The organism is Pseudomonas sp. MWU12-3103b, from assembly GCF_023100615.1.
Taxonomy (GTDB): Bacteria; Pseudomonadota; Gammaproteobacteria; order Pseudomonadales; family Pseudomonadaceae; genus Aquipseudomonas; species Aquipseudomonas putida_A.
Window position 1 is genome coordinate 1 of record NZ_JALMEY010000012.1, and the last position, 19,273, is coordinate 19,273.

The following is a 19,273-nucleotide window of genomic DNA, read 5'->3' on the forward strand; positions in this document are numbered from 1 at the left end:
CTGAGTTCGACTCGATAACTCAGGTCGGCGGATCTCGCCCATCCAACCCGGTCAGTCCCCTCTCCCTCTGGGAGAGGAGGCCGATCTCGGGGCTCTTCGAAACCTGAGTTCGACTCGATAACTCAGGTCGGCGGATCTCGCCCGTCCAACCCGGTCAGTCCCCTCTCCCTCTGGGAGAGGGTTAGGGTGAGGGGCTTTTTGCTCGGCGGGCGCGGAAGAACTCGGTCAGCACCGCCCCACACTCCTCCGCCAGCACCCCACCTTCATACAACACCCGGTGATTCAAAAAGCCCTGGGTAAAGAACTGGCCCTGACTCTGCACAATCCCGGCCTTCGGCTCCAGCGCGCCATACACCACCCGGGCAATGCGTGAATGCACGATCAGCCCGGCGCACATGCTGCACGGTTCCAGCGTCACGTACAGCGTGCTGCCCGGCAGGCGATAGTTGTTGATGGCCTGGGCAGCAGCGCGGATCGCGACCATTTCCGCGTGGGCACTCGGGTCGCTGGTGGTGATCGGGCAGTTGTAGCCACGCCCGATGATCTCGCCGCTCTGCACCAGCACCGCGCCCACCGGCACTTCGCCGAGGGCTGCGCCTTGGGCAGCAAGCTCCAGCGCTTCGCGCATGAAATCGCGGTCACGGCTGCGGTCGATGATCGCGGCGGGGCGAATCTGACGCATCACTTCACCTCGATGGCGGCCATCAGGCCGGTTTCCATGTGGTCGATCACGTGGCAATGGAACATCCATACCCCCGGGTTATCCGCCACCAGCGCCACTTGCGCACGCTCGTTCTTGCCCAGCAGATAGGTGTCGGTGAAGTACGGCGTGATCTTGTGCCGGTTCGACGCAATCACCTTGAAGCTCATGCCGTGCAGGTGAATCGGGTGCTGGTACTGGGTCATGTTCTTCAGTTCGAAGATGTAGCTCTGGCCCAGCTTCAGGCTGGCAATCGGCCGATCGGCGCAGGTCTTGTCGGTGATGTCCCAGGCCTTGCCGTTGATCTGCCACAGGCTCGGCGGCTTACCGTTGTCGACATTCACCGACACCGAACCGACCCATTCGAAATTGAAGTTGAGTTTCTCGGCATTCGCCAGATCCGGCTCGGCCACCGGGTTGGCGGGCAAGGCTTTCGGCCACTCGGTTGGCGCATCGTTATTGGCCACCGAGCGCAAGGTTCCCAGTCGCACCGGGCCGTTGCGCAGCGACAACTCTTCACCGGCCGGCGGCGCCTTGATCGCCAGACAAATACGCATGCCCGGGCCGAGCCAGTATTCCTTGCCCAGCGGCCGCGGCTCGATCGGGTTGCCGTCCAGCGCATAGATCTGCGCTTCAACGCCGGGGATGTTGATGCGATACGTCAGGGTGTTGTCGAGGTTGAGCAAACGCACCCGGGTGATCTGCCCCGCCGGCAACTCGATCACCGGCGTTGGCACGCCGTTGATGGTCGACAAGCGCCCCGCCGTACCGCCACGCGCCGCTTCACGGGGAATGCTGAACTCGACGAAATTGCCTTGCTCGTCGATGTGCCAGTTCTTCAGGCTCAGGGTCTTTTCGTACTTGAAACCGGTCGGCTCGCGCTCTTCGACAATCAACGGCCCGACCAGCCCGCGCCCCAGCTCTTCGCTGCTGCTGACGTGCGGGTGATACCAGTAGCTGCCGGCGTCCGGCACGCGGAATTTGTAATCGAAATATTCACCGGGCAGCACCGGCAATTGCGAGACGTACGGCACACCGTCCATCTCCAGCGGCAAACGGATGCCGTGCCAGTGAATGGTGGTCGCCACCGGCAGGTGGTTGATGAAACGCACCCGCAACCATTCGCCCTGACGCACACGCAGTTCGGTGCCCGGCGCCGATGGGCCGAACGCCCAGGCCTCGGTCTTGTGCCCCGGCACCAGCTCGACGTCCAGTGGCGCCGCGATCAGCTCGTAGTCGTGGCCCGCGTCAGCGTCGGCCATCTTGCCCAGCCAGTAGCGCGACGCGCCTCCCGCTCCGACACCAACGACAACAAGACCGGCCAGGCCACCGAGGATTTGGCGACGGGTAAAGGACATGAACTCAACTACCTCACGTATCTGCGTCGGGCACCGGGCCCGCAAAAGGCAAATACGATACACCTGCAATTGCGAAACAGTAAGGGCAGCGCGGCGGATGGACGCAGTTGCGCCTCGCGCGTACACGATTTCAACTGCTCAAGTGACATAACTATGTAGTGCACATGCATCGAACAGCCGGGCCATCCTGTGCCACCCGTTTCTCAAGGAAAGAGAGCCCAAACACATGCCCAACCCGATGCCCAACGCCGCCGACAAGGCCGCGCTCAAGGCGATTGCCGCCACCGTCATCCAGACCTGCCCGAGCCTGCAGGACGCTGCTCGACAGGTCGCCAGCGACTTGTTGATCAAATACCAGGTCCACGGCCTCGACCCGGATCAGGTGTATTTCCACCGCTTCGACGCCTCGCAAAGCAGCTCGAATGCCTTCACCGGCTGGGAGCACGTGCACGCCACGCCCACTTCAAGCATGACCCTGACCCAGTTGGTGATTCACCGTTTCCGCGTCGCCGATCAGGACAACGCCGACCTGCTCGACGTCTATGGCGGCTTCTACACTGCCGGCCCCGATGCCCGTACCTTCGATGAACGCAATGAAGTGCGCCTGCATGGCAACGATGTGCTCAAGGACTTCTGGAGCATCGACTTCAGCGCGCTGTACGACGCTCAACTGAACGCATTCTGGAACACCAGCGGCAGCGACTTTCGTACCCTGGCCAAGTGCAATTTCCTGATCAAAGCGCTACAGGCGCGGGACAAACGTCAGCTGAGTGGCGAGGATTTCCAGTTCGTCACGCAAGCGGCGATCGGCCCGCTGACGTGGCCAGTCAGCCTGCCAATGCTGCAGACCAGCCACCCTTGCCCGGACAGTGTGCGCACGCTGGACATTGCCGGTTACGCCGCTACCAACGTCCTGCGTTTCGTCATGCCCCAGGGTCGGCAGATCCTCTACCTGCCCGGCAACAGCGATGCATTCCATGTACTGGAAAGCGCCACCGACCTGCACTTCTGGATCCTGCGGCGGATGAACACACCTGCGGCGCGCGAGACATTCCTTGCGCATTTCTCGCTGGCCGACCGGCAGCAGATCAACGCCAATCTTGGTGACCTGATGAATCGCCTGGTGGCTACGTGGGGCCGCTACGATCACTCGATGATCAATCAGGACAACCGCGCGGTCAGTGGCGACGCCTTCACCTGGCTGAGTGACTCGACCCGCACGGCGATGTTTGCCGAAGCCAGCCTGTCCCTGACCTCCAACGGTGACCTGCGCAAGAAGCTGTGGATCGGCTACCTCAGCGCCGGGGTCAAGGTGTTCGGGCCAATGGCGGTGGTCGGCTGGCCAGTCGCATTGCCGGTGATCGGCGCCAGCATTGCCAACATGGGGCTGAACATCGATCAGGCGGTCAATGGCAAAACCGCCGCCGAGCGCAAGGCCGGAATTGTCGGTGCGGTGCTCAGCGGCATCGACATGCTGTTCAACCTGCTGGCACTCAAGGGCCCGGGATCATTGGCCGAGGTCGGACCCGAGGTGGATGCCGCCGAAGCGGCGGAGATGAGCGACCTGACCGATAAAGTCGGGACGCCGATGGGTGGGCCTCAGCCGCCGATTGCCACACCCCTGATTGAAGACACCCCGCGACCGGTCATTCCGCCGAGCTGGCAAGCCAATGAGTTGCTCGATGGCATTACGCCGGTGAGCGAGCCCGGAAAATTCCAGGGCATTTATCTACTCGATTCGAACCCCTCGACCGCCATCCTGATGGACGACACCGCCTATTACGTCCGCTACGAAGCCGACATCAACGGCAGCGGACACTGGGCGGTCATCGATCCCGAGCACCCCCACGGCTTTACTCGCTCGATCCCGGTACGCCTGAACCCTGAGGGTGAATGGGAAGCCATGCCTCGCGCAGGACTCGCCGGCGGTGGCAAACCTTCGGCACTGGCCGGATCAAGCAGCCGCAGCCCGCTGACCGCCCTGCCCGCCTCGCAATACGACGTACCCGCACCGCTCAAGGCGCATCTGGAGGAAGGCGCGGCCGGGCTAAATGACGAGGCCTTGCGCGATTTCTACGACAGTCTGAACGAGTTCGATGCCTACCGCGACTTCAAGGTCATCCGCAAACGCCTGTATCACGATGCACTGGATTTTTTCAGCACGCTGCGCCTGCCCGTTCGTCCTCCGGTGCCCGCCCTGGCGGCAGACGCGACCGCCGAAGAAATTATCGAGAAAATCCTCGAACATGCCCGGGGCCTGGTGCTCGGCGAGAGCCACACGGCCATCGGCAGCAAGCAATGGCTGATCGAGAACATGCAATTGCTCGCCAGCAAACAGGTGAAGAGCCTGTACATGGAGCACCTGCTGACCGACTTCCATCAAGCCGCGCTGGATGAATTCTTCCGCACCGGCAACATGCCGCAAAAACTCGAGGCCTATCTCAAGGCACTCGACGTCGGCAACATGACCGATCCGCTGGAGCGCTACACATTCCTGGAATTGGTCAAGGAAGCCAGAAAGCAGGGGATCCATGTACAAGCCATCGATTGCATGGCGAGTTACCGACTCAACGGCATGGACTTGCCATTGGGCAACAACACCGCGCGGCAGAAAATGATGAATTACTTCGCGCGTCTGATGATCCGTGCCGATCAGTCCGCACGCGGCGCGCACAAATGGGTGGCGCTGATGGGCAACTCTCACTCCAACACTTTTGATGGGGTTGCCGGCGTCAGCGAACTGGAAGAGGCGATCGGCATTCGCGTCGAGGATGTCGCCGAAGGGACTTCACGGGGCATTGAAGTCGATCCCGGGAGAATCCTGCCCTTGGGCGGTACGGCGCACGATCGTTCCGCGCTGGTCAGAGGCGACTTGCGCCTGCAAATCGAAACACCCTGGACCGCGCACACTATGACCGAATTCGAAACCCTGCTGCCTCGCTACGGCATGTACTCCCTGAAGCAGCAACCCAACCTGACGTTCATCGTCCATCGCAGCCGCACCCGAGAACTGGTACGGACCGTCATCGACACAGACGGCAAGCACTTCTACATCGAACGCCCCGGCTGGACTTCGGTGAGCGGTAAACGCTACCCGAGCATGAAAGCCCTGCTGCAAGCGCTGGATGACATGGGCATGCAACTGGGTGGCTGGTCAAAACCGCTGTAACGCAAAAACAGAAAAGCCGTGTGAAACGGATTTCACACGGCTTTTCGGTTGCGGCGATCACGCCTTTACGGCTTGCGCGGGATCACTCCCACTCAATGGTCGCCGGCGGCTTGCTCGATACGTCGTAAGTGACGCGCGAAATACCTTCGATTTCATTGATGATGCGGCCGGAGACGGTTTCCAGCAGTTCGTAAGGCAGGTGTGCCCAACGTGCGGTCATGAAGTCGATGGTTTCCACGGCGCGCAGGGCCACGACCCAGGCGTAACGACGGCCATCGCCGACCACGCCAACCGATTTCACTGGCTGGAACACCACGAAGGCCTGGCTGACTTTGTGATACCAGTCGGCTTTGCGCAGTTCTTCGATGAAGATATGGTCGGCGCGACGCAGCAGGTCGGCGTATTCCTTCTTCACTTCACCGAGGATGCGCACGCCCAGACCCGGGCCCGGGAACGGGTGACGGTAGACCATGTCGTACGGCAGGCCCAGTTCCAGACCCAGACGACGGACTTCGTCCTTGAACAGTTCGCGCAGTGGCTCGACCAGTTTCAGGTTCATTTCTTCCGGCAGGCCGCCCACGTTGTGGTGCGACTTGATCACGTGGGCCTTGCCGCTTTTCGCGCCAGCCGACTCGATCACGTCCGGGTAGATCGTGCCTTGCGCCAGGTACTTGATGTTGTCCAGCTTGCAGGATTCGGCATCGAACACGTCGATGAAGGTACGGCCGATGATCTTGCGCTTCTTCTCTGGATCAGCTTCGCCGGCCAGGTTGTTCAGGAACTGGTCTTCCGCGTTGGCGCGGATCACCTTGACGCCCATGTTCTCGGCGAACATGGCCATCACTTGCTCGCCTTCGTGCAGACGCAGCAGGCCATTGTCGACGAAGACGCAGGTCAGTTGGTCGCCGATGGCTTTGTGCAGCAGCGCCGCAACCACCGAGGAGTCAACGCCGCCGGACAGACCCAGCAGCACGTTGTCGGTGCCGACCTGTGCGCGGATGTTGGCGATGGCGTCTTCAGCGATCTTCGACGGAGTCCACAGGGCTTCACAGCCGCAGATGTCGAGCACGAAGCGCGAGAGGATGCGGCCGCCCTGCTTGGTGTGGGTCACTTCCGGGTGGAACTGCACGCCGTAGTAAGCGCGTTCGTCATTGAACATGCCGGCGATCGGGCAGCTTGGGGTGCTGGCCAGGATGTGGAAGTCTTCCGGCATCTTGGTGACCTTGTCACCGTGGCTCATCCACACGTCGAGACCGAACAGGCCGTCGGCGTCGATGTGGTCCTCGATGCCGTCGAGCAGGCGGCTCTTGCCGACTACGTCAACGCGGGCGTAACCGAACTCACGCAGCTCGGAACCTTCAACCTTGCCGCCCAGTTGCTCGGCCATGGTCTGCATGCCGTAGCAGATACCGAAGACCGGCACGCCCAGATCGAAGACTGCCTGTGGGCAGCGCGGGCTGTTGGCTTCGTGCACGGACTCGGGGCCGCCGGCGAGGATGACGCCTTTAGGTGCGAATTCGCGGATCGCCTCTTCGTCCATGTCGAACGGGTGCAGCTCGCAATACACACCGATCTCGCGCACGCGGCGGGCAATCAGTTGGGTGTATTGCGAACCGAAGTCGAGGATCAGGATGCGGTGAGCGTGAATGTCGAGGGCCATGATTCAGTCTCGTCTAAGTAATTCAGAAACAGTCGTGATTCAGAAACAACTCGGGGCTGAATAAAACAGCCCCGGTTGCTTAACGATTTGCTTGAAGCATCAACCTACGCGGTAGTTTGGCGCTTCTTTGGTGATCTGCACGTCGTGAACGTGGGATTCGGCCATACCGGCACCGGTGATCCGCACGAACTCAGGCTTGGTGCGCATTTCTTCGATGTTGGCGCTGCCGGTGTAACCCATCGAGGAACGCAGACCGCCCATCAACTGGTGAATGATCGCCGTCAGGGTGCCTTTGTACGGCACACGGCCTTCGATCCCTTCCGGAACGAGCTTCTCGGCGCCTGCCGAGGAGTCCTGGAAGTAACGGTCGGAAGAACCTTGCGCCTGGGACATGGCGCCCAGCGAACCCATGCCGCGATAAGCCTTGTACGAACGGCCCTGGAACAGTTCGATCTCGCCCGGGGCTTCTTCAGTACCGGCGAACATCGAACCCATCATCACGCAGGACGCCCCAGCGACGATGGCCTTGGACAGGTCACCGGAGAACCGGATGCCGCCGTCGGCGATCAACGGCACGCCAGTGCCTTCAAGGGCAGCGGCGACGTTGGCGATGGCACTGATTTGCGGCACGCCGACACCGGCGACGATACGGGTGGTGCAGATCGAGCCAGGGCCGATACCGACCTTGACCGCATCGGCACCCGCTTCGGCCAGGGCCTTGGCGGCTGCGCCGGTGGCGATGTTGCCGCCGATCACCTGCACTTCAGGGAAATTCTCTTTGACCCAGCGAACGCGGTCGATCACGCCCTTGGAGTGACCGTGTGCGGTGTCGACCACCACCACGTCCACACCGGCGTTGACCAGCGCGGCAACGCGGTCACCGGTGTCTTTACCGGTACCGACGGCAGCGCCAACGCGCAGACGACCTTGATCGTCCTTGCTGGCCAGCGGGTAGGCTTTGGCTTTTTCGATGTCTTTGACGGTCATCATGCCTTTGAGGGCAAACTTGTCGTCGACGATCAGGACTTTTTCCAGGCGGTGCTTGTGCAGCAACTCGCGGACTTCGTTCTTGTCGGCGCCTTCACGCACGGTGACCAGACGCTCTTTAGGCGTCATCACTTCACGTACGGTGGCTTCCAGACGGGTTTCGAAGCGGACGTCACGGGAGGTGACGATGCCGACCAGGTCGCCATCGTGCAGCACCGGAACGCCGGAAATGTTGTGCATGCGGGTCAGTTCGAACAGGTCACGCACCGTGGCATCAGCCTCGATGGTGATCGGATCTTTCACGACGCCGGCTTCGAACTTCTTGACCTTACGCACTTCGGCAGCTTGCTGCTCGATGGTCATGTTCTTGTGGATGATACCGATACCACCTTCCTGAGCCATGGCGATTGCCAGACGGGCTTCAGTAACGGTGTCCATGGCGGCAGAAACCAGAGGAATATTCAGCTCGATGCCACGGGTAAGGCGGGTCTTGAGACTGACTTCGTTAGGAAGCACCTCGGAATAACCAGGCACTAGGAGAATGTCGTCGAATGTCAGAGCTTCTTGGCTGATACGCAGCATCGCGGGGGCTCCCGAGCGGGAAAATGGAAGCGCGCCATTATAGTCAGACACCCCCTGCTGTTCAATGTAAAACTCAGCTTAATATCAATGTTGCTGATATACGGAGACCCCCGCTGCTAAAGCTCCACCTTGACCCAAGAGACAGGTTGATCGAGCCAATCGGCGAACTCATCGATAAAGCTCTGCTTGAACCCGGCTTCCAGCCAGTTGTTGAAGATGAAGCCGAGGTTGGAAAACGCACATTCCTGCAAGAACAGAAAGCCGTTGATGTCGTCTTCATGCCCGCATTCCGGGCAGGTGAAGTTGTCGGTGCGGCCTGGAAACCAGTCTTCCAGGCTTTCGAACAGCGCTTCGCCAACTTCGCGGCGGCACTCGGCGCACCCGGCTTCTTCGAGAAAGCCCTTGGCCGGCGTGTAGATGCAGCGCTTGACGATGATCTCCAGTCCATTGACCGGCTCACCGAAGGGCAGCGCCTCGGGGTGCAGCACCACCGCACGCGCGCCGTCGGCAATCGCATGGGCCATGCGATTGCCGGTGCGGCCGCAAGTGGTCAGCTGTTCTTCGATGATGTTCTTGCGCACCAGCCAGCGCACGATCGCCCGCGCCCGGGGTTCGTGGACCGGCAGGGTGGAGATTTTCGGGACGATGATGCTTTGCGAATTCATGGAAAGTCCTGCGGTATGGCTTCTGACGCTTTCGCGAGCAAGCCCGCTCCCACAGGAACATGCATTCCAATGTGGGAGCGGGCTTGCCCGCGAAGGGGCCCTAAAGGCCGGCAGCTTAATCCCTGACGAAATCCGGTCAAGTGCTCACGCCATACTAATAATGTAGCGCCCGATCAACGCAATCCCGCTCGCCAGCACCAGCCAGGTCACCAATCGCACAAACGCCTCGCGCGACAAGCGCATCGTCAACCGCCGCCCGATCCACAGGCCCAGCACCATGGCCGGCAACAGACACAGCGCCAGCATCAACAAGGGTAGCTCGGCATACACCCCGGCGATGGCGAACAGACTCAAACGCACCACCGTGCTGCAACTGATCAGCGCACTTTGCGTAGCCCGCGCCGCGTCCTTGGGCAGGCGGCTGTTGAGATAGATCGCATATAGAAAGCCGCCACTGCCAAACAGCGCGCCAAACAGGCCGCCTACCGTGCCCATCGGCAACGCCCATGCGGCAGACAACTGCGTCGGCCGGGTTTTCACCCACAGGCTGTAAACCGCATAAGTGCTGACGAATAACCCCATCAACAGCAACAACAGATCGGATTTGAGGTTAAGCAGGAAAATCACCCCCAACGTGCACCCCACCGCCATGCACGGCAGCAGCCGCAACAATTCGGGTTTCGCCACATCCCGGCGCGAGGGCAGCAGATTGCCGAACGCCGCGACGAAATCCAGCAGCACCAGCAGCGGCACGATTTTCGACAACGGCATGAACAGAATCAGAATCGGCCCCGCGACCAGTGCGGTACCGAACCCGGCAATCCCGAACACGATATAGGCCAGTGCGATGCCCAGCCCGATCACCGCCCAGCCGCCCGCGCCCCACGTCCACTCGCTCAACAACCCCGCCACGCTCATCGGTCCGCTTCCTTTATAAGCCTGTGATGACTTTAGCCAGCGCCAAGCCTTGCGACTAATATGATCAAAGTCGCCCACCCATCTCAAAAAGGCATACCTGGTGCTTTCAACCCGTCAACTGCGCTATTTCGTGGAAATCGCCGAATGCGGCAGCTTCAGCGCCGCGGCTGAACGCCTGTTCATCGCGCAGTCGGCGCTGAGCCGGCAGATCAAGGACATGGAAGCGCGCCTGCAAACCCCGCTGTTCGAACGCACTGCACGCCAGCCCCGGCTCACAGCGGCGGGTGAGGCGTTTCTGCCCCGGGCCAGAAACCTGCTCAACGAACTGAGCAAAGCCAGCACGATGGCGACCGAAGTCGGTAACGGACAACTGGGCACGCTGCGTCTGAGTCATTCCAGCACCGTGTCGATCAACGGGCATTTATTACGTCGGATCAGCACTTATCTCGATCAGCAGCAGGGCGTGTCGCTGGACATCGGCAAGCTGTCCTCCGAGGCGCAGCTTGAGGAACTCGCGGAAGGACGCCTGGACATTGGCCTGTTGCGCCTGCCGGTACTGCGTCAGCGTGAAGGTATTCAGGTTGTGCCATTGTTCACCGAACGCCTGCTGCTGGCGGTGCCGAACGATCATCGCCTGGCCGATTCAGCCGCTGTCGAATTGGCGCAACTGAAGGACGAGCCGTTTATCTCGATCCCGCATCCGCAGCGTGGCGGGCTCAGCTATTTGTGTGCCGACCTGTGTATGCGTCAGGGCTTCTTCCCCAAAGCAGCCCGGGTGATGTCGCGCAAGACTACGCAGTTGCAGTTGATCCAGGCTGGATTCGGCATTGCCCTGTTGCCCGAGTCGATGCAGGACATTGCCCCGCCCGGCGTACGATTTCTGCCGCTGAGTGATCCCGATTGCCAAAGCACCGTGGCCCTCGCCTATCGCCAGAACCCCACGCCACTGGTTCAACACTTCATCCAGACCTTCACAAATCCTCCCCACAAGGGGTTTTGTGTTGGGTCATGGTGATCGACAGGCAAATGCCCTTAAACTGCGCCCCATGATTAAAGATCCCTTTGCAAGACTTGGCCTGGACCGTGAAGTCCTGACCGTCAGCCAGCTCAACGGCCGCGCGCGGGTGTTGCTCGAAGACGTGTTCAGCAACATTTGGGTCGAAGGCGAAATCTCCAACCTCGCCCGCCCGGCGTCCGGTCACGTGTATTTCACCCTCAAAGACAGCGGTGCGCAGGTGCGTTGCGCGCTGTTCCGCAATAATGCGGCGCGGGTGCGTCAGGCGCTGAAGGACGGTCTGGCCGTGAAGGTACGCGGCAAGGTCTCGCTGTTCGAAGGCCGTGGCGACTATCAGCTGATTCTCGATACCGTGGAGCCGGCCGGTGACGGCGCGCTGCGCCTGGCCTTCGACGCACTGAAGGAAAAGCTCAGCGCCGAAGGTCTGTTCAGTGCCGAACGCAAAGTGCCGCTGCCGGCGCATCCGCAACGCATCGGCATCATCAGTTCGCCGACCGGCGCGGTGATTCGCGACATCATCAGCGTGTTCCGCCGGCGGGCGCCGCAGGTGCAACTGACGCTGATCCCGACTGCCGTGCAGGGCCGTGAAGCCACCGCGCAAATCGTCCGCGCGCTGAAACTGGCCGACGCCCGTGGTTTCGACGCATTGATCCTCGCCCGGGGCGGTGGTTCGCTGGAAGACCTCTGGTGCTTCAACGAAGAAGCCGTGGCCCGGGCGGTCGATGCCTGCGTGACGCCGATTGTCAGCGCCGTCGGGCATGAAACCGACGTGTCGATCAGTGACTTCGTGGCTGACGTGCGCGCCCCAACGCCCTCCGCCGCCGCCGAACTGCTGGCCCCGGATTCGAGCCACCTGATCCGTCAGGTCGAAAGTCTGCACCGGCGTCTGGTGATGCGCATGCGCGACCGGCTGATGCGCGATCGTTTGCGCCTGGAAGGCATGGCCCGCCGTCTGCGCCACCCCGGCGAACGCCTGCGTCAGCAAGCACAACGCCTGGATGACCTGGACATGCGTATGCGCCGGGCTTTCGAGCGCCAACTGAATACCCGCCGCGAGCGTTTGATCCGTCTGGAAACCCGCCTCGCCGGGCAACACCCGGGACGCCAACTGGCGATGCTGCGTCAGCGCCTCGACAGCCTCGCCGAACGCCTGCCGCGAGCCATGCGCGAAGGCCTGAAAAGCCGTCGCCTGCAACTGCACAGCCAGATGCAGACGCTGCATGTGGTCAGTCCGCTGGCGACCCTCGGCCGTGGCTACAGCATTCTGCTGGATGAACGCGGCCAGGCCATCCGCAACGCCGCGCAGACCCACAACGGGCAGCGCCTGAAAGCCAAGCTGGGCGAAGGCGAACTGCAAGTGCGCGTCGAGGACAACCACCTGACGCCTGTCACTCTTTCTTTACTGGACTGATCCATGCCGCGTTTTTTTGCTCCGTTATTGTTGCTGTGCCTGACCTCCTTCAACGCCCACGCCGACAGCTACATCACCCGTTTGCTGAACAAACCGGTGCCGGGCGGCGTCGCGGTGGTCGATCTGGGCAGCGCCGCGCAGGCACCAAAAGCCACCTATCAGGGCAAACCGGTGCTGGTGGTGAAAGAACAGAACAACTGGCTGGCGATTGTCGGTGTGCCGCTGACGGTCAAACCCGGCAGCCAGCAGATCAGCAGCGGCGGACGCAATCTGCCGTTCACGGTTGGCAACAAGAAATACCCGGAACAGCACATCACCCTGAAGAACACTCAACAGGTCAATCCGAACCCGGCCAACCTCAAGCGCATCGAGGGTGAACTGGCCGAGCAGATCAAGGCCTACCGCAGCTTCAGTCCGAATACCCCGAGCAACCTGCTGCTGGACAAACCGGTCAACGGGCCGCTGTCGAGCAAGTTCGGTGTGCGCCGTTTCTTCAATGGCGAAGAGCGCAACCCCCATGCCGGCCTCGACTTTGCGGTGCCGGCCGGCACGCCGATCAAGACTCCGGCGGCGGGCAAAGTGATTCTGACCGGCAACTATTTCTTCAACGGCAACACGGTGTTTGTCGATCACGGACAGGGCTTTATCAGCATGTTCTGCCACATGTCGAAAATCGACGTGAAAGTCGGCGATCAACTGGCCCGGGGCGCGGTGGTTGGCAAGGTCGGCTCGACCGGCCGGGCGACCGGGCCGCACATGCACTGGAACATCAGCCTGAACGATGCGCGGGTGGATCCGGCGATTTTCATTGGTGCGTTCCAACCGTAATTCCTGATTGAGGCTACCGGCCCCTTCGGGAGCAAGCCCCCTCCCACACTGGATTTGTGTTGTGAACACGATCAACTGTGGGAGCGGGCTTGCTCGCGAAGGCGGCCCATCCCACACCGCAAATACTGCTCACACCCCACCAGTTTCAATTGCGCCCCAATCCAACCCCGCGCAAACATCAATAAGATCATCCGCCTGAAGCACAATAAAATCGCGCCGATCGCAGCTTTTCGAGTATTCCTCTCAATTTTTTTCGACTGCTTGCCATCCTCTCCCCTCGCGGTTAGGGTTGAAGGCATGAAAACCTCTCACACCCTTATTCAGCTTCGCCAGCACCGTAGTTTGTGCCTCGTCAGCGCACGACTGCCGGGCTGAATCGCTGCGCCTCGTCCCAAGCTGTTCCCCGAACATTCGTTCCACCGGCAGGCCGCCTCTTTTCGGCCCAGACAATAAGGAATTTCCCGATGAGCATGCTCAAAGACCCGTCTTCGAAATACCGCGCGTTCCCCGTCATCAATCTGCCGGATCGCACCTGGCCGTCGAAAACCATCGACGCCGCGCCGATCTGGTGCAGCTCCGATCTGCGTGACGGCAACCAGTCGCTCATCGAGCCGATGGACGCGGTGAAGAAGCTGCGCTTCTGGAAAACCCTCGTTCAGGTGGGTGTGAAGGAAATCGAAGCCTCGTTCCCGGCCGCTTCGCAAACCGACTTCGACTTCGTGCGTACCCTGATCGAAGAAGGCCACATCCCGGACGACACCACCATTCAGGTGCTGACCCAGGGCCGTGAAGACTTGATCGAGCGCACCTTCGAATCCCTGCGCGGGGCGAAGAAAGCCATCGTCCACCTGTACAACGCCACCTCGCCGTCTTTCCGTCGCATCGTCTTCAACCAGGACAAGGACGGCATCAAGGCCATCGCGGTCAACGCCGCCAAGCTGTTCGTCAAGTACGCGGCGATGCAGCCGGACACCGAGTGGACTTTCGAATACTCCCCGGAAACCTTCAGCGCCACCGAGCTGGAGTTTGCCAAGGAAGTCTGTGACGCGGTGATCGAGGTCTGGAACCCGACGCCTGAGCACAAGATGATCCTCAACTTGCCGGCCACCGTTGAATGCGCAACGCCGAACGTCTACGCCGACCAGATCGAATGGTTCGGCCGCAACATCAACCGTCGTGACAGCGTGATCATCAGCCTGCACACCCACAACGACCGTGGCACCGGCGTCGCCGCTACCGAGCTGGGCCTGATGGCTGGCGCGGATCGCGTCGAAGGCTGCCTGTTCGGCAACGGCGAGCGTACCGGTAACGTTGACCTCGTCACTGTGGCCCTGAACATGTACACCCAGGGCGTCGACCCTGAACTGGACTTCTCCGACATCGACGGCGTGCGCAAAGTCGTCGAAGAGTGCAACCAGATCCAGGTACACCCGCGTCACCCGTACGTCGGCGATCTGGTACACACCGCATTCTCCGGCTCGCACCAGGACGCGATCCGCAAGGGCTTCGCCCAGCAGAAACCGGACACCCTGTGGGAAGTGCCGTACCTGCCGATCGACCCGGCCGACATCGGTCGCAGCTATGAGGCGGTGATTCGTGTGAACAGCCAGTCGGGCAAGGGCGGTATCGCCTACCTGCTGGAGCAGGAATACGGCATCAGCCTGCCGCGTCGCATGCAGATCGAGTTCAGCCAGGTGGTGCAGCGGGAAACCGATCGCCTCGGCCTGGAAATGACCGCCAAGCAGATCCACTCGCTGTTGATCAGCGAATACCTGCAAGCCAACACCCCGTACGCGCTGGTCAGCCATCGCCTGCAGGAAGAAAACGGCAACAGCGCCGTCGAAGTGGAAGTGGCGAGCAAGGGTCAGGGCGAAACCAACCTGCACTGGCGCGGCAAGGGCAACGGTGCGCTGGAAGCACTGGTGGCCGGCCTGCCGATTCCGGTGGAGATCATGGACTACAACGAACACGCGATCGGCGCGGGCACCAACGCCAAGGCAGCCGCGTACATCGAGCTGCGCGTGAATGGCGAACGTGCGGTGCACGGCGTGGGTATCGATGAAAACATTACTACCGCCAGCTTCAAGGCGCTGTTCAGTGCGCTGAACCGCTCGTTGAGCCAGCCTGAGGCGAAAGCGGCTTAAGATATCGCTGAAATGCAAAAGGCCCCGGAGTGTGAACTCCGGGGCCTTTTTTATGCCTGCTGGTTTTGTATTGCCTGATTTGACCTCTTCGCGAGCAAGCCCGCTCCCACAGGGTATTGCGCTCTACCTGTGGGAGCGAGCCTGCTCGCGAAGGCGTCCTGACAGGCGCTGCGAGTATCAGGTGAACTCGAAGGTATCCGCATCCAGATTGGCCGGAAAGCGCTCGCGATACGCCGCCAATGGCGCGGCCTCCAGCACAACCTTGAACACGCCGTCCGCCTCCCCCGCCGCCAGCAACGTCTCGCCCTGGAAATCCAGCACCTGACTGTCGCCGGTATAAGCGAAGCCCTTGCCGTCGGTGCCGATCCGGTTCACCGCCGCCACGTAGCACAGGTTTTCAATCGCCCGCGCCGGCAACAAGCGGTTCCAGTGAAGACGCCGGGCACCCGGCCAGTTGGCGGTGTACAGCAGCAGATCTGTGTCCTGCGCGTCGCGACTCCACACCGGGAAGCGCAAGTCGTAGCAAATCAGCGGCCGGATGCGCCAGCCCTTGAGTTCGAACTGCACCTGGCGCTCGCCGGGGGTGTAGTGGTTGTGCTCACCGGCCATGCGGAACAGGTGGCGCTTGTCGTAATGCCAGACTTCGCCGTCCGGGCGTGCCCACAGCAGGCGATTGCGATGGCTGCCGTCCGCCGCCTGAATGATCACGCTGCCGGTGATCACCGCATTCAGCTTCGCGGCCTGCGCCTTCATCCACTTGCTGGTCGGGCCATGCTCGGCTTCGGCGAGGGTTTCCGACTCCATGGAGAAACCAGTGGTGAACATCTCCGGCAGGATGATCAGGTCGGCGCCTCGGGCCTGCTCCAGCAGCACCTCGAAGTGCTCGAGATTGGCCTGACGGTCATGCCAGGCCAGACTGGTCTGGATCAGCGCCAGATGGAGATCGGGCAATGCACTCAGATCACGCATAGTTTTGCCGCTGCTTCGCGCAGCGTCTCCTCGCGTTTGGCAAAGCACAGGCGCACCAGGCGCTGGCCTTCGGGTGGATTCTGGTAGAACACCGACACCGGAATGCTCGCCACGCCGTGTTCGCGGGTCATCCAGATCGCCATGTCGACGTCGTTCAAGTCAGGGCGGATCTGCGAGTAGTCGACCAACTGAAAATACGTGCCGGTGACGCGGGTAAAAGTGAAGCGCGACGGCGCCAGCAAATCGCAGAACAGGTCGCGCTTGGCCTGATAGAAACCCGGCAGCTCTTCGACGTGTTCCGGGTGCTCGGCCATGTAATCGGCCAGGGCGTATTGCAGCGGGGTGACGCCGCAGAAACTAACGTACTGGTGCACCTTGCGCAACTCGGCGGTCAGCGCCGGGGGCGCGACCACGTAGCCGGTTTTCCAGCCGGTGACGTGGTAAGTCTTGCCGAACGAGCTGACCACAAACGCTCGCTGGTACAGCTCTTCGTGGGACAGTACGCTGACATGCGGCACGCCGTCGAACACCAGATGTTCGTACACCTCGTCGCTGATCAGGTAGATGTCGCGACCACGGATCAATTCCGCCAGTTGATCGAGCTCGGCACGGCTGATCAGTGCACCGCTCGGGTTGTGCGGGGTGTTGATGACGATCATTTTCGTGCGCGGGCTGAGGGCCGCGGCGAGCTTGTCGAAGTCGATGGAGAAATCGCGCGGGTTCAGCTGCACATGCACGCAGCGGCCGCCCGCCAACTGCGTCGCCGGGTCATAACTGTCGTAGCACGGGTCGAACACGATGACTTCATCGCCGCTGTGGATAACCGCCTGAATTGCACAGAAGATCGCCTGGGTCGCGCCCGGCGTCACGGTCACTTCGCTGTCGGCATCGACTTTCACGCCATAGCTGCGCGCGATTTTCGCCGCGATCTGCTCGCGCAGCGCCGGCAGACCGGTCATCGGTGAATACTGGTTATGGCCGCTGGCGATATGCCGACCGACCGCGTCACGCAGAGACTGCGGGCCGTCGAAATCAGGAAAACCCTGGGACAGGTTGATCGCTCCGGTCTGCGCCGCGAGCTGAGACATCTGCGTGAAAATAGTGATGCCGACATTCGGCAGCTTACTGGTGATCATCGAGGGGTTCCCTGCTCTACACCCGGCTCTGACGGCGGCGCGGGAGAGCCCGAGAATAGCCCATCCGGCGCCCATAAAAAAAGGGCGCCCAACTGAGCACCCTTCTTTCATTTATAGCGCAGCGACCTTGTGGCGAGGGGATTCATCCCCGATCGGCTGCGAAGCAGTCGCAAACCCTATGACAGGTATTTGGGGTCGCTTCGCAACCCGTCGGGGATAAATCCCCTCACCACAGGATCACTTCTTGTCGCGGCGCTTCTTGCTGGCTTTCTTGTTGTGCGACATCAAGCGACGCTTCTTGTTGACCTGGCGGTCGGTCAGCGTGTTCTTGTTGCCTTCGTACGGGTTCTCGCCACCTTTGAACTCGATGCGGATCGGCGTACCGACCAGCTTCAGCACACGGCGGTAAGTGTTCTCCAGATAGCGCACATACGACTTCGGCACTTTCTCGATCTGGTTACCGTGGATCACGATGATCGGCGGGTTCGCACCACCCAGGTGAGCGTAACGCAGCTTGATCCGGCGGCTGTTGACCATCGGCGGCTGGTGTTCGCTGACCGCGTCTTCGAGAATCTGCGTCAGGCGGCTGGTCGGCCAGCGGGTGACCGCGGACTTGAACGAGTTCTGCACCGAGGCGTAGAGGTTGCCCACGCCAGTGCCGTGCAACGCCGAGATGAAGTGAATGTCGGCGAAGTCGACGAAGAACAGCCGACGTTGCAGCTCGACCTTGACGTAGTCGCGCTCGCTCGGGGTCATGCCGTCCCATTTGTTGATCGCGATCACCAGCGCACGGCCGGCTTCGAGGGCAAAGCCCAACAGGTTGAGATCGTGATCGACCACACCTTCGCGGGCGTCCATCACGAAGATCACCACGTTGGCGTCTTTGATCGCCTGCAGGGTTTTGACCACGGAGAATTTTTCGACTTCTTCGTGGATCTTGCCGCGCTTGCGCACACCGGCGGTGTCGATCAGCGTGTACTTCTCGTCGTTACGCTCGAACGGGATGTAGATACTGTCGCGGGTGGTGCCTGGCTGGTCGTAGACGATGACGCGGTCTTCACCGAGCATGCGGTTGACCAGAGTCGACTTGCCGACGTTCGGACGGCCGATGATGGCGATCTTGATCCCGTCTTTTTCGCTCGGGCCAGGAATGCGCTTGGCTTCCTCACCCTCGGCGACGATCTCTTCCTCTTCGCCTTCCTGCGGCTCGTCTTCGTCACGCGGGAAATCGCTCAGTGCCGCTTCCAGCAGTTGAGTGATACCACGGCCGTGAGCACCGGCGATCGGGATCGCGTGGCCCATGCCCAGCGGGGCAAATTCAGCGCGGGCCATTTCCGGGTCGATGTTGTCGACCTTGTTGGCAACCACGTGGGAACGCTTGTTACGCTTGCGCAAGTGTTCGGCGATCATCTGGTCGGCGGCGGTGAAACCGGCCTTGGCATCTACCAGGAACAGCACAACATCCGCTTCTTCAATGGCCAGCAGCGACTGCTCGGCCATTTTTTCGTCCATACCGTGTTCGTCACCGGAGATACCGCCGGTGTCGATCAGAATGTAGGAACGCCCTTGCCACTTGGCCTCACCGTACTGGCGATCACGGGTCAGACCGGACAAGTCGCCGACGATGGCGTCGCGAGTCCTGGTCAGGCGGTTGAACAAGGTGGATTTGCCGACGTTCGGTCGGCCCACCAGGGCGATTACGGGAACCATGCGGCTCTCCACTTCGTTATT

At 61.2% G+C, this 19,273-nt stretch carries 14 protein-coding genes; 5 read left to right on the plus strand and 9 right to left on the minus strand.

The genetic code is table 11. The features are described 5' to 3' along the window. Positions 1-181: 181 nt before the first annotated feature. Both tadA and M0808_RS18480 read right to left on the minus strand, forming a co-directional pair. The gene (gene tadA, locus M0808_RS18475; protein WP_247842096.1) at positions 182-682 is read right to left on the minus strand and encodes a tRNA adenosine(34) deaminase TadA; all 501 of its coding nucleotides are present in this window, start codon (positions 680-682) and stop codon (positions 182-184) included. Then, positions 682-2,058, minus strand: coding sequence for a multicopper oxidase family protein (locus M0808_RS18480; protein WP_095136913.1), 1,377 nt, complete (start codon positions 2,056-2,058; stop codon positions 682-684). Before M0808_RS18480 ends, tadA begins: the two co-directional genes overlap by 1 nt. Positions 2,059-2,284: 226 nt before the next feature. Here M0808_RS18480 and M0808_RS18485 point away from each other — a divergent pair, with 226 nt between their 5' ends. After that, positions 2,285-5,227: a membrane-targeted effector domain-containing toxin gene (locus M0808_RS18485; protein WP_247842097.1), complete on the plus strand. Its 2,943-nt coding sequence runs from the start codon at positions 2,285-2,287 to the stop codon at positions 5,225-5,227. 82 nt (positions 5,228-5,309) lie between these two features. Here the strand turns inward: M0808_RS18485 and guaA are convergent, their stop codons facing one another. The 4 genes from guaA to M0808_RS18505 form a co-directional block, all read right to left on the minus strand. After that, positions 5,310-6,887, minus strand: coding sequence for a glutamine-hydrolyzing GMP synthase (gene guaA, locus M0808_RS18490; RefSeq protein WP_027612122.1), 1,578 nt, complete (start codon positions 6,885-6,887; stop codon positions 5,310-5,312). 99 nt (positions 6,888-6,986) lie between these two features. Next, on the minus strand, positions 6,987-8,456 hold the full coding sequence (gene guaB, locus M0808_RS18495; protein ID WP_027612123.1) for an IMP dehydrogenase: 1,470 nt from the start codon (positions 8,454-8,456) through the stop codon (positions 6,987-6,989). Positions 8,457-8,572: 116 nt separating this feature from the next. Next, complete coding sequence (locus M0808_RS18500; protein ID WP_096795528.1) at positions 8,573-9,121, minus strand: sugar ABC transporter ATPase; 549 nt, start codon at positions 9,119-9,121, stop codon at positions 8,573-8,575. Positions 9,122-9,265: 144 nt separating this feature from the next. Then, on the minus strand, positions 9,266-10,039 hold the full coding sequence (locus tag M0808_RS18505; protein WP_247842098.1) for a sulfite exporter TauE/SafE family protein: 774 nt from the start codon (positions 10,037-10,039) through the stop codon (positions 9,266-9,268). Positions 10,040-10,139: 100 nt separating this feature from the next. Between M0808_RS18505 and M0808_RS18510 the strand changes: the two genes are divergently transcribed. From M0808_RS18510 to leuA, 4 genes are all read left to right on the plus strand, one after another. Further along, a complete protein-coding gene (locus M0808_RS18510) occupies positions 10,140-11,054 on the plus strand; it encodes a LysR family transcriptional regulator (RefSeq protein WP_247842099.1) in 915 nt (304 codons plus the stop codon). Positions 11,055-11,085: 31 nt separating this feature from the next. Next, on the plus strand, positions 11,086-12,465 hold the full coding sequence (gene xseA, locus M0808_RS18515) for an exodeoxyribonuclease VII large subunit (RefSeq protein WP_247842100.1): 1,380 nt from the start codon (positions 11,086-11,088) through the stop codon (positions 12,463-12,465). A gap of 3 nt (positions 12,466-12,468) precedes the next feature. Then, entirely contained in the window at positions 12,469-13,293 is an 825-nt protein-coding gene (locus tag M0808_RS18520; RefSeq protein WP_027612128.1) for a peptidoglycan DD-metalloendopeptidase family protein, read from the plus strand. A gap of 464 nt (positions 13,294-13,757) precedes the next feature. Beyond that, the gene (gene leuA, locus M0808_RS18525; RefSeq protein ID WP_027612129.1) at positions 13,758-15,437 is read left to right on the plus strand and encodes a 2-isopropylmalate synthase; all 1,680 of its coding nucleotides are present in this window, start codon (positions 13,758-13,760) and stop codon (positions 15,435-15,437) included. A 177-nt stretch (positions 15,438-15,614) separates the two neighbouring features. Here leuA and M0808_RS18530 read toward each other — a convergent pair whose 3' ends face one another. The 3 genes from M0808_RS18530 to der all read right to left on the minus strand — a co-directional run bounded on the left by M0808_RS18530 (position 15,615) and on the right by der (position 19,252). Beyond that, the gene (locus tag M0808_RS18530; RefSeq protein WP_247842101.1) at positions 15,615-16,406 is read right to left on the minus strand and encodes an amidohydrolase; all 792 of its coding nucleotides are present in this window, start codon (positions 16,404-16,406) and stop codon (positions 15,615-15,617) included. Then, positions 16,394-17,542 (minus strand): pyridoxal phosphate-dependent aminotransferase, encoded by a 1,149-nt coding sequence (locus M0808_RS18535; protein ID WP_247842102.1) that lies wholly within the window; start codon positions 17,540-17,542, stop codon positions 16,394-16,396. The genes M0808_RS18530 and M0808_RS18535 overlap by 13 nt, the downstream gene beginning before the upstream one ends. 237 nt (positions 17,543-17,779) lie before the next feature. After that, positions 17,780-19,252, minus strand: a complete 1,473-nt coding sequence (gene der, locus M0808_RS18540; protein WP_003227884.1) for a ribosome biogenesis GTPase Der — start codon at positions 19,250-19,252, stop codon at positions 17,780-17,782. Positions 19,253-19,273: the final 21 nt, after the last annotated feature.

Excerpts from the sequence above, each read along its gene's own strand:
- tadA (WP_247842096.1), bottom strand. The coding sequence starts at position 682 with ATGCGTCAGATTCGCCCCGCCGCGATCATCGACCGCAGCCGTGACCGC.
- guaA (WP_027612122.1), bottom strand. The coding sequence starts at position 6,887 with ATGGCCCTCGACATTCACGCTCACCGCATCCTGATCCTCGACTTCGGT.
- guaB (WP_027612123.1), bottom strand. The coding sequence starts at position 8,456 with ATGCTGCGTATCAGCCAAGAAGCTCTGACATTCGACGACATTCTCCTA.
- M0808_RS18480 (WP_095136913.1), bottom strand. The coding sequence starts at position 2,058 with ATGTCCTTTACCCGTCGCCAAATCCTCGGTGGCCTGGCCGGTCTTGTT.
- M0808_RS18520 (WP_027612128.1), top strand. The coding sequence starts at position 12,469 with ATGCCGCGTTTTTTTGCTCCGTTATTGTTGCTGTGCCTGACCTCCTTC.
- xseA (WP_247842100.1), top strand. The coding sequence starts at position 11,086 with ATGATTAAAGATCCCTTTGCAAGACTTGGCCTGGACCGTGAAGTCCTG.
- M0808_RS18500 (WP_096795528.1), bottom strand. The coding sequence starts at position 9,121 with ATGAATTCGCAAAGCATCATCGTCCCGAAAATCTCCACCCTGCCGGTC.
- der (WP_003227884.1), bottom strand. The coding sequence starts at position 19,252 with ATGGTTCCCGTAATCGCCCTGGTGGGCCGACCGAACGTCGGCAAATCC.
- M0808_RS18535 (WP_247842102.1), bottom strand. The coding sequence starts at position 17,542 with ATGATCACCAGTAAGCTGCCGAATGTCGGCATCACTATTTTCACGCAG.
- leuA (WP_027612129.1), top strand. The coding sequence starts at position 13,758 with ATGAGCATGCTCAAAGACCCGTCTTCGAAATACCGCGCGTTCCCCGTC.
- M0808_RS18530 (WP_247842101.1), bottom strand. The coding sequence starts at position 16,406 with ATGCGTGATCTGAGTGCATTGCCCGATCTCCATCTGGCGCTGATCCAG.
- M0808_RS18485 (WP_247842097.1), top strand. The coding sequence starts at position 2,285 with ATGCCCAACCCGATGCCCAACGCCGCCGACAAGGCCGCGCTCAAGGCG.
- M0808_RS18505 (WP_247842098.1), bottom strand. The coding sequence starts at position 10,039 with ATGAGCGTGGCGGGGTTGTTGAGCGAGTGGACGTGGGGCGCGGGCGGC.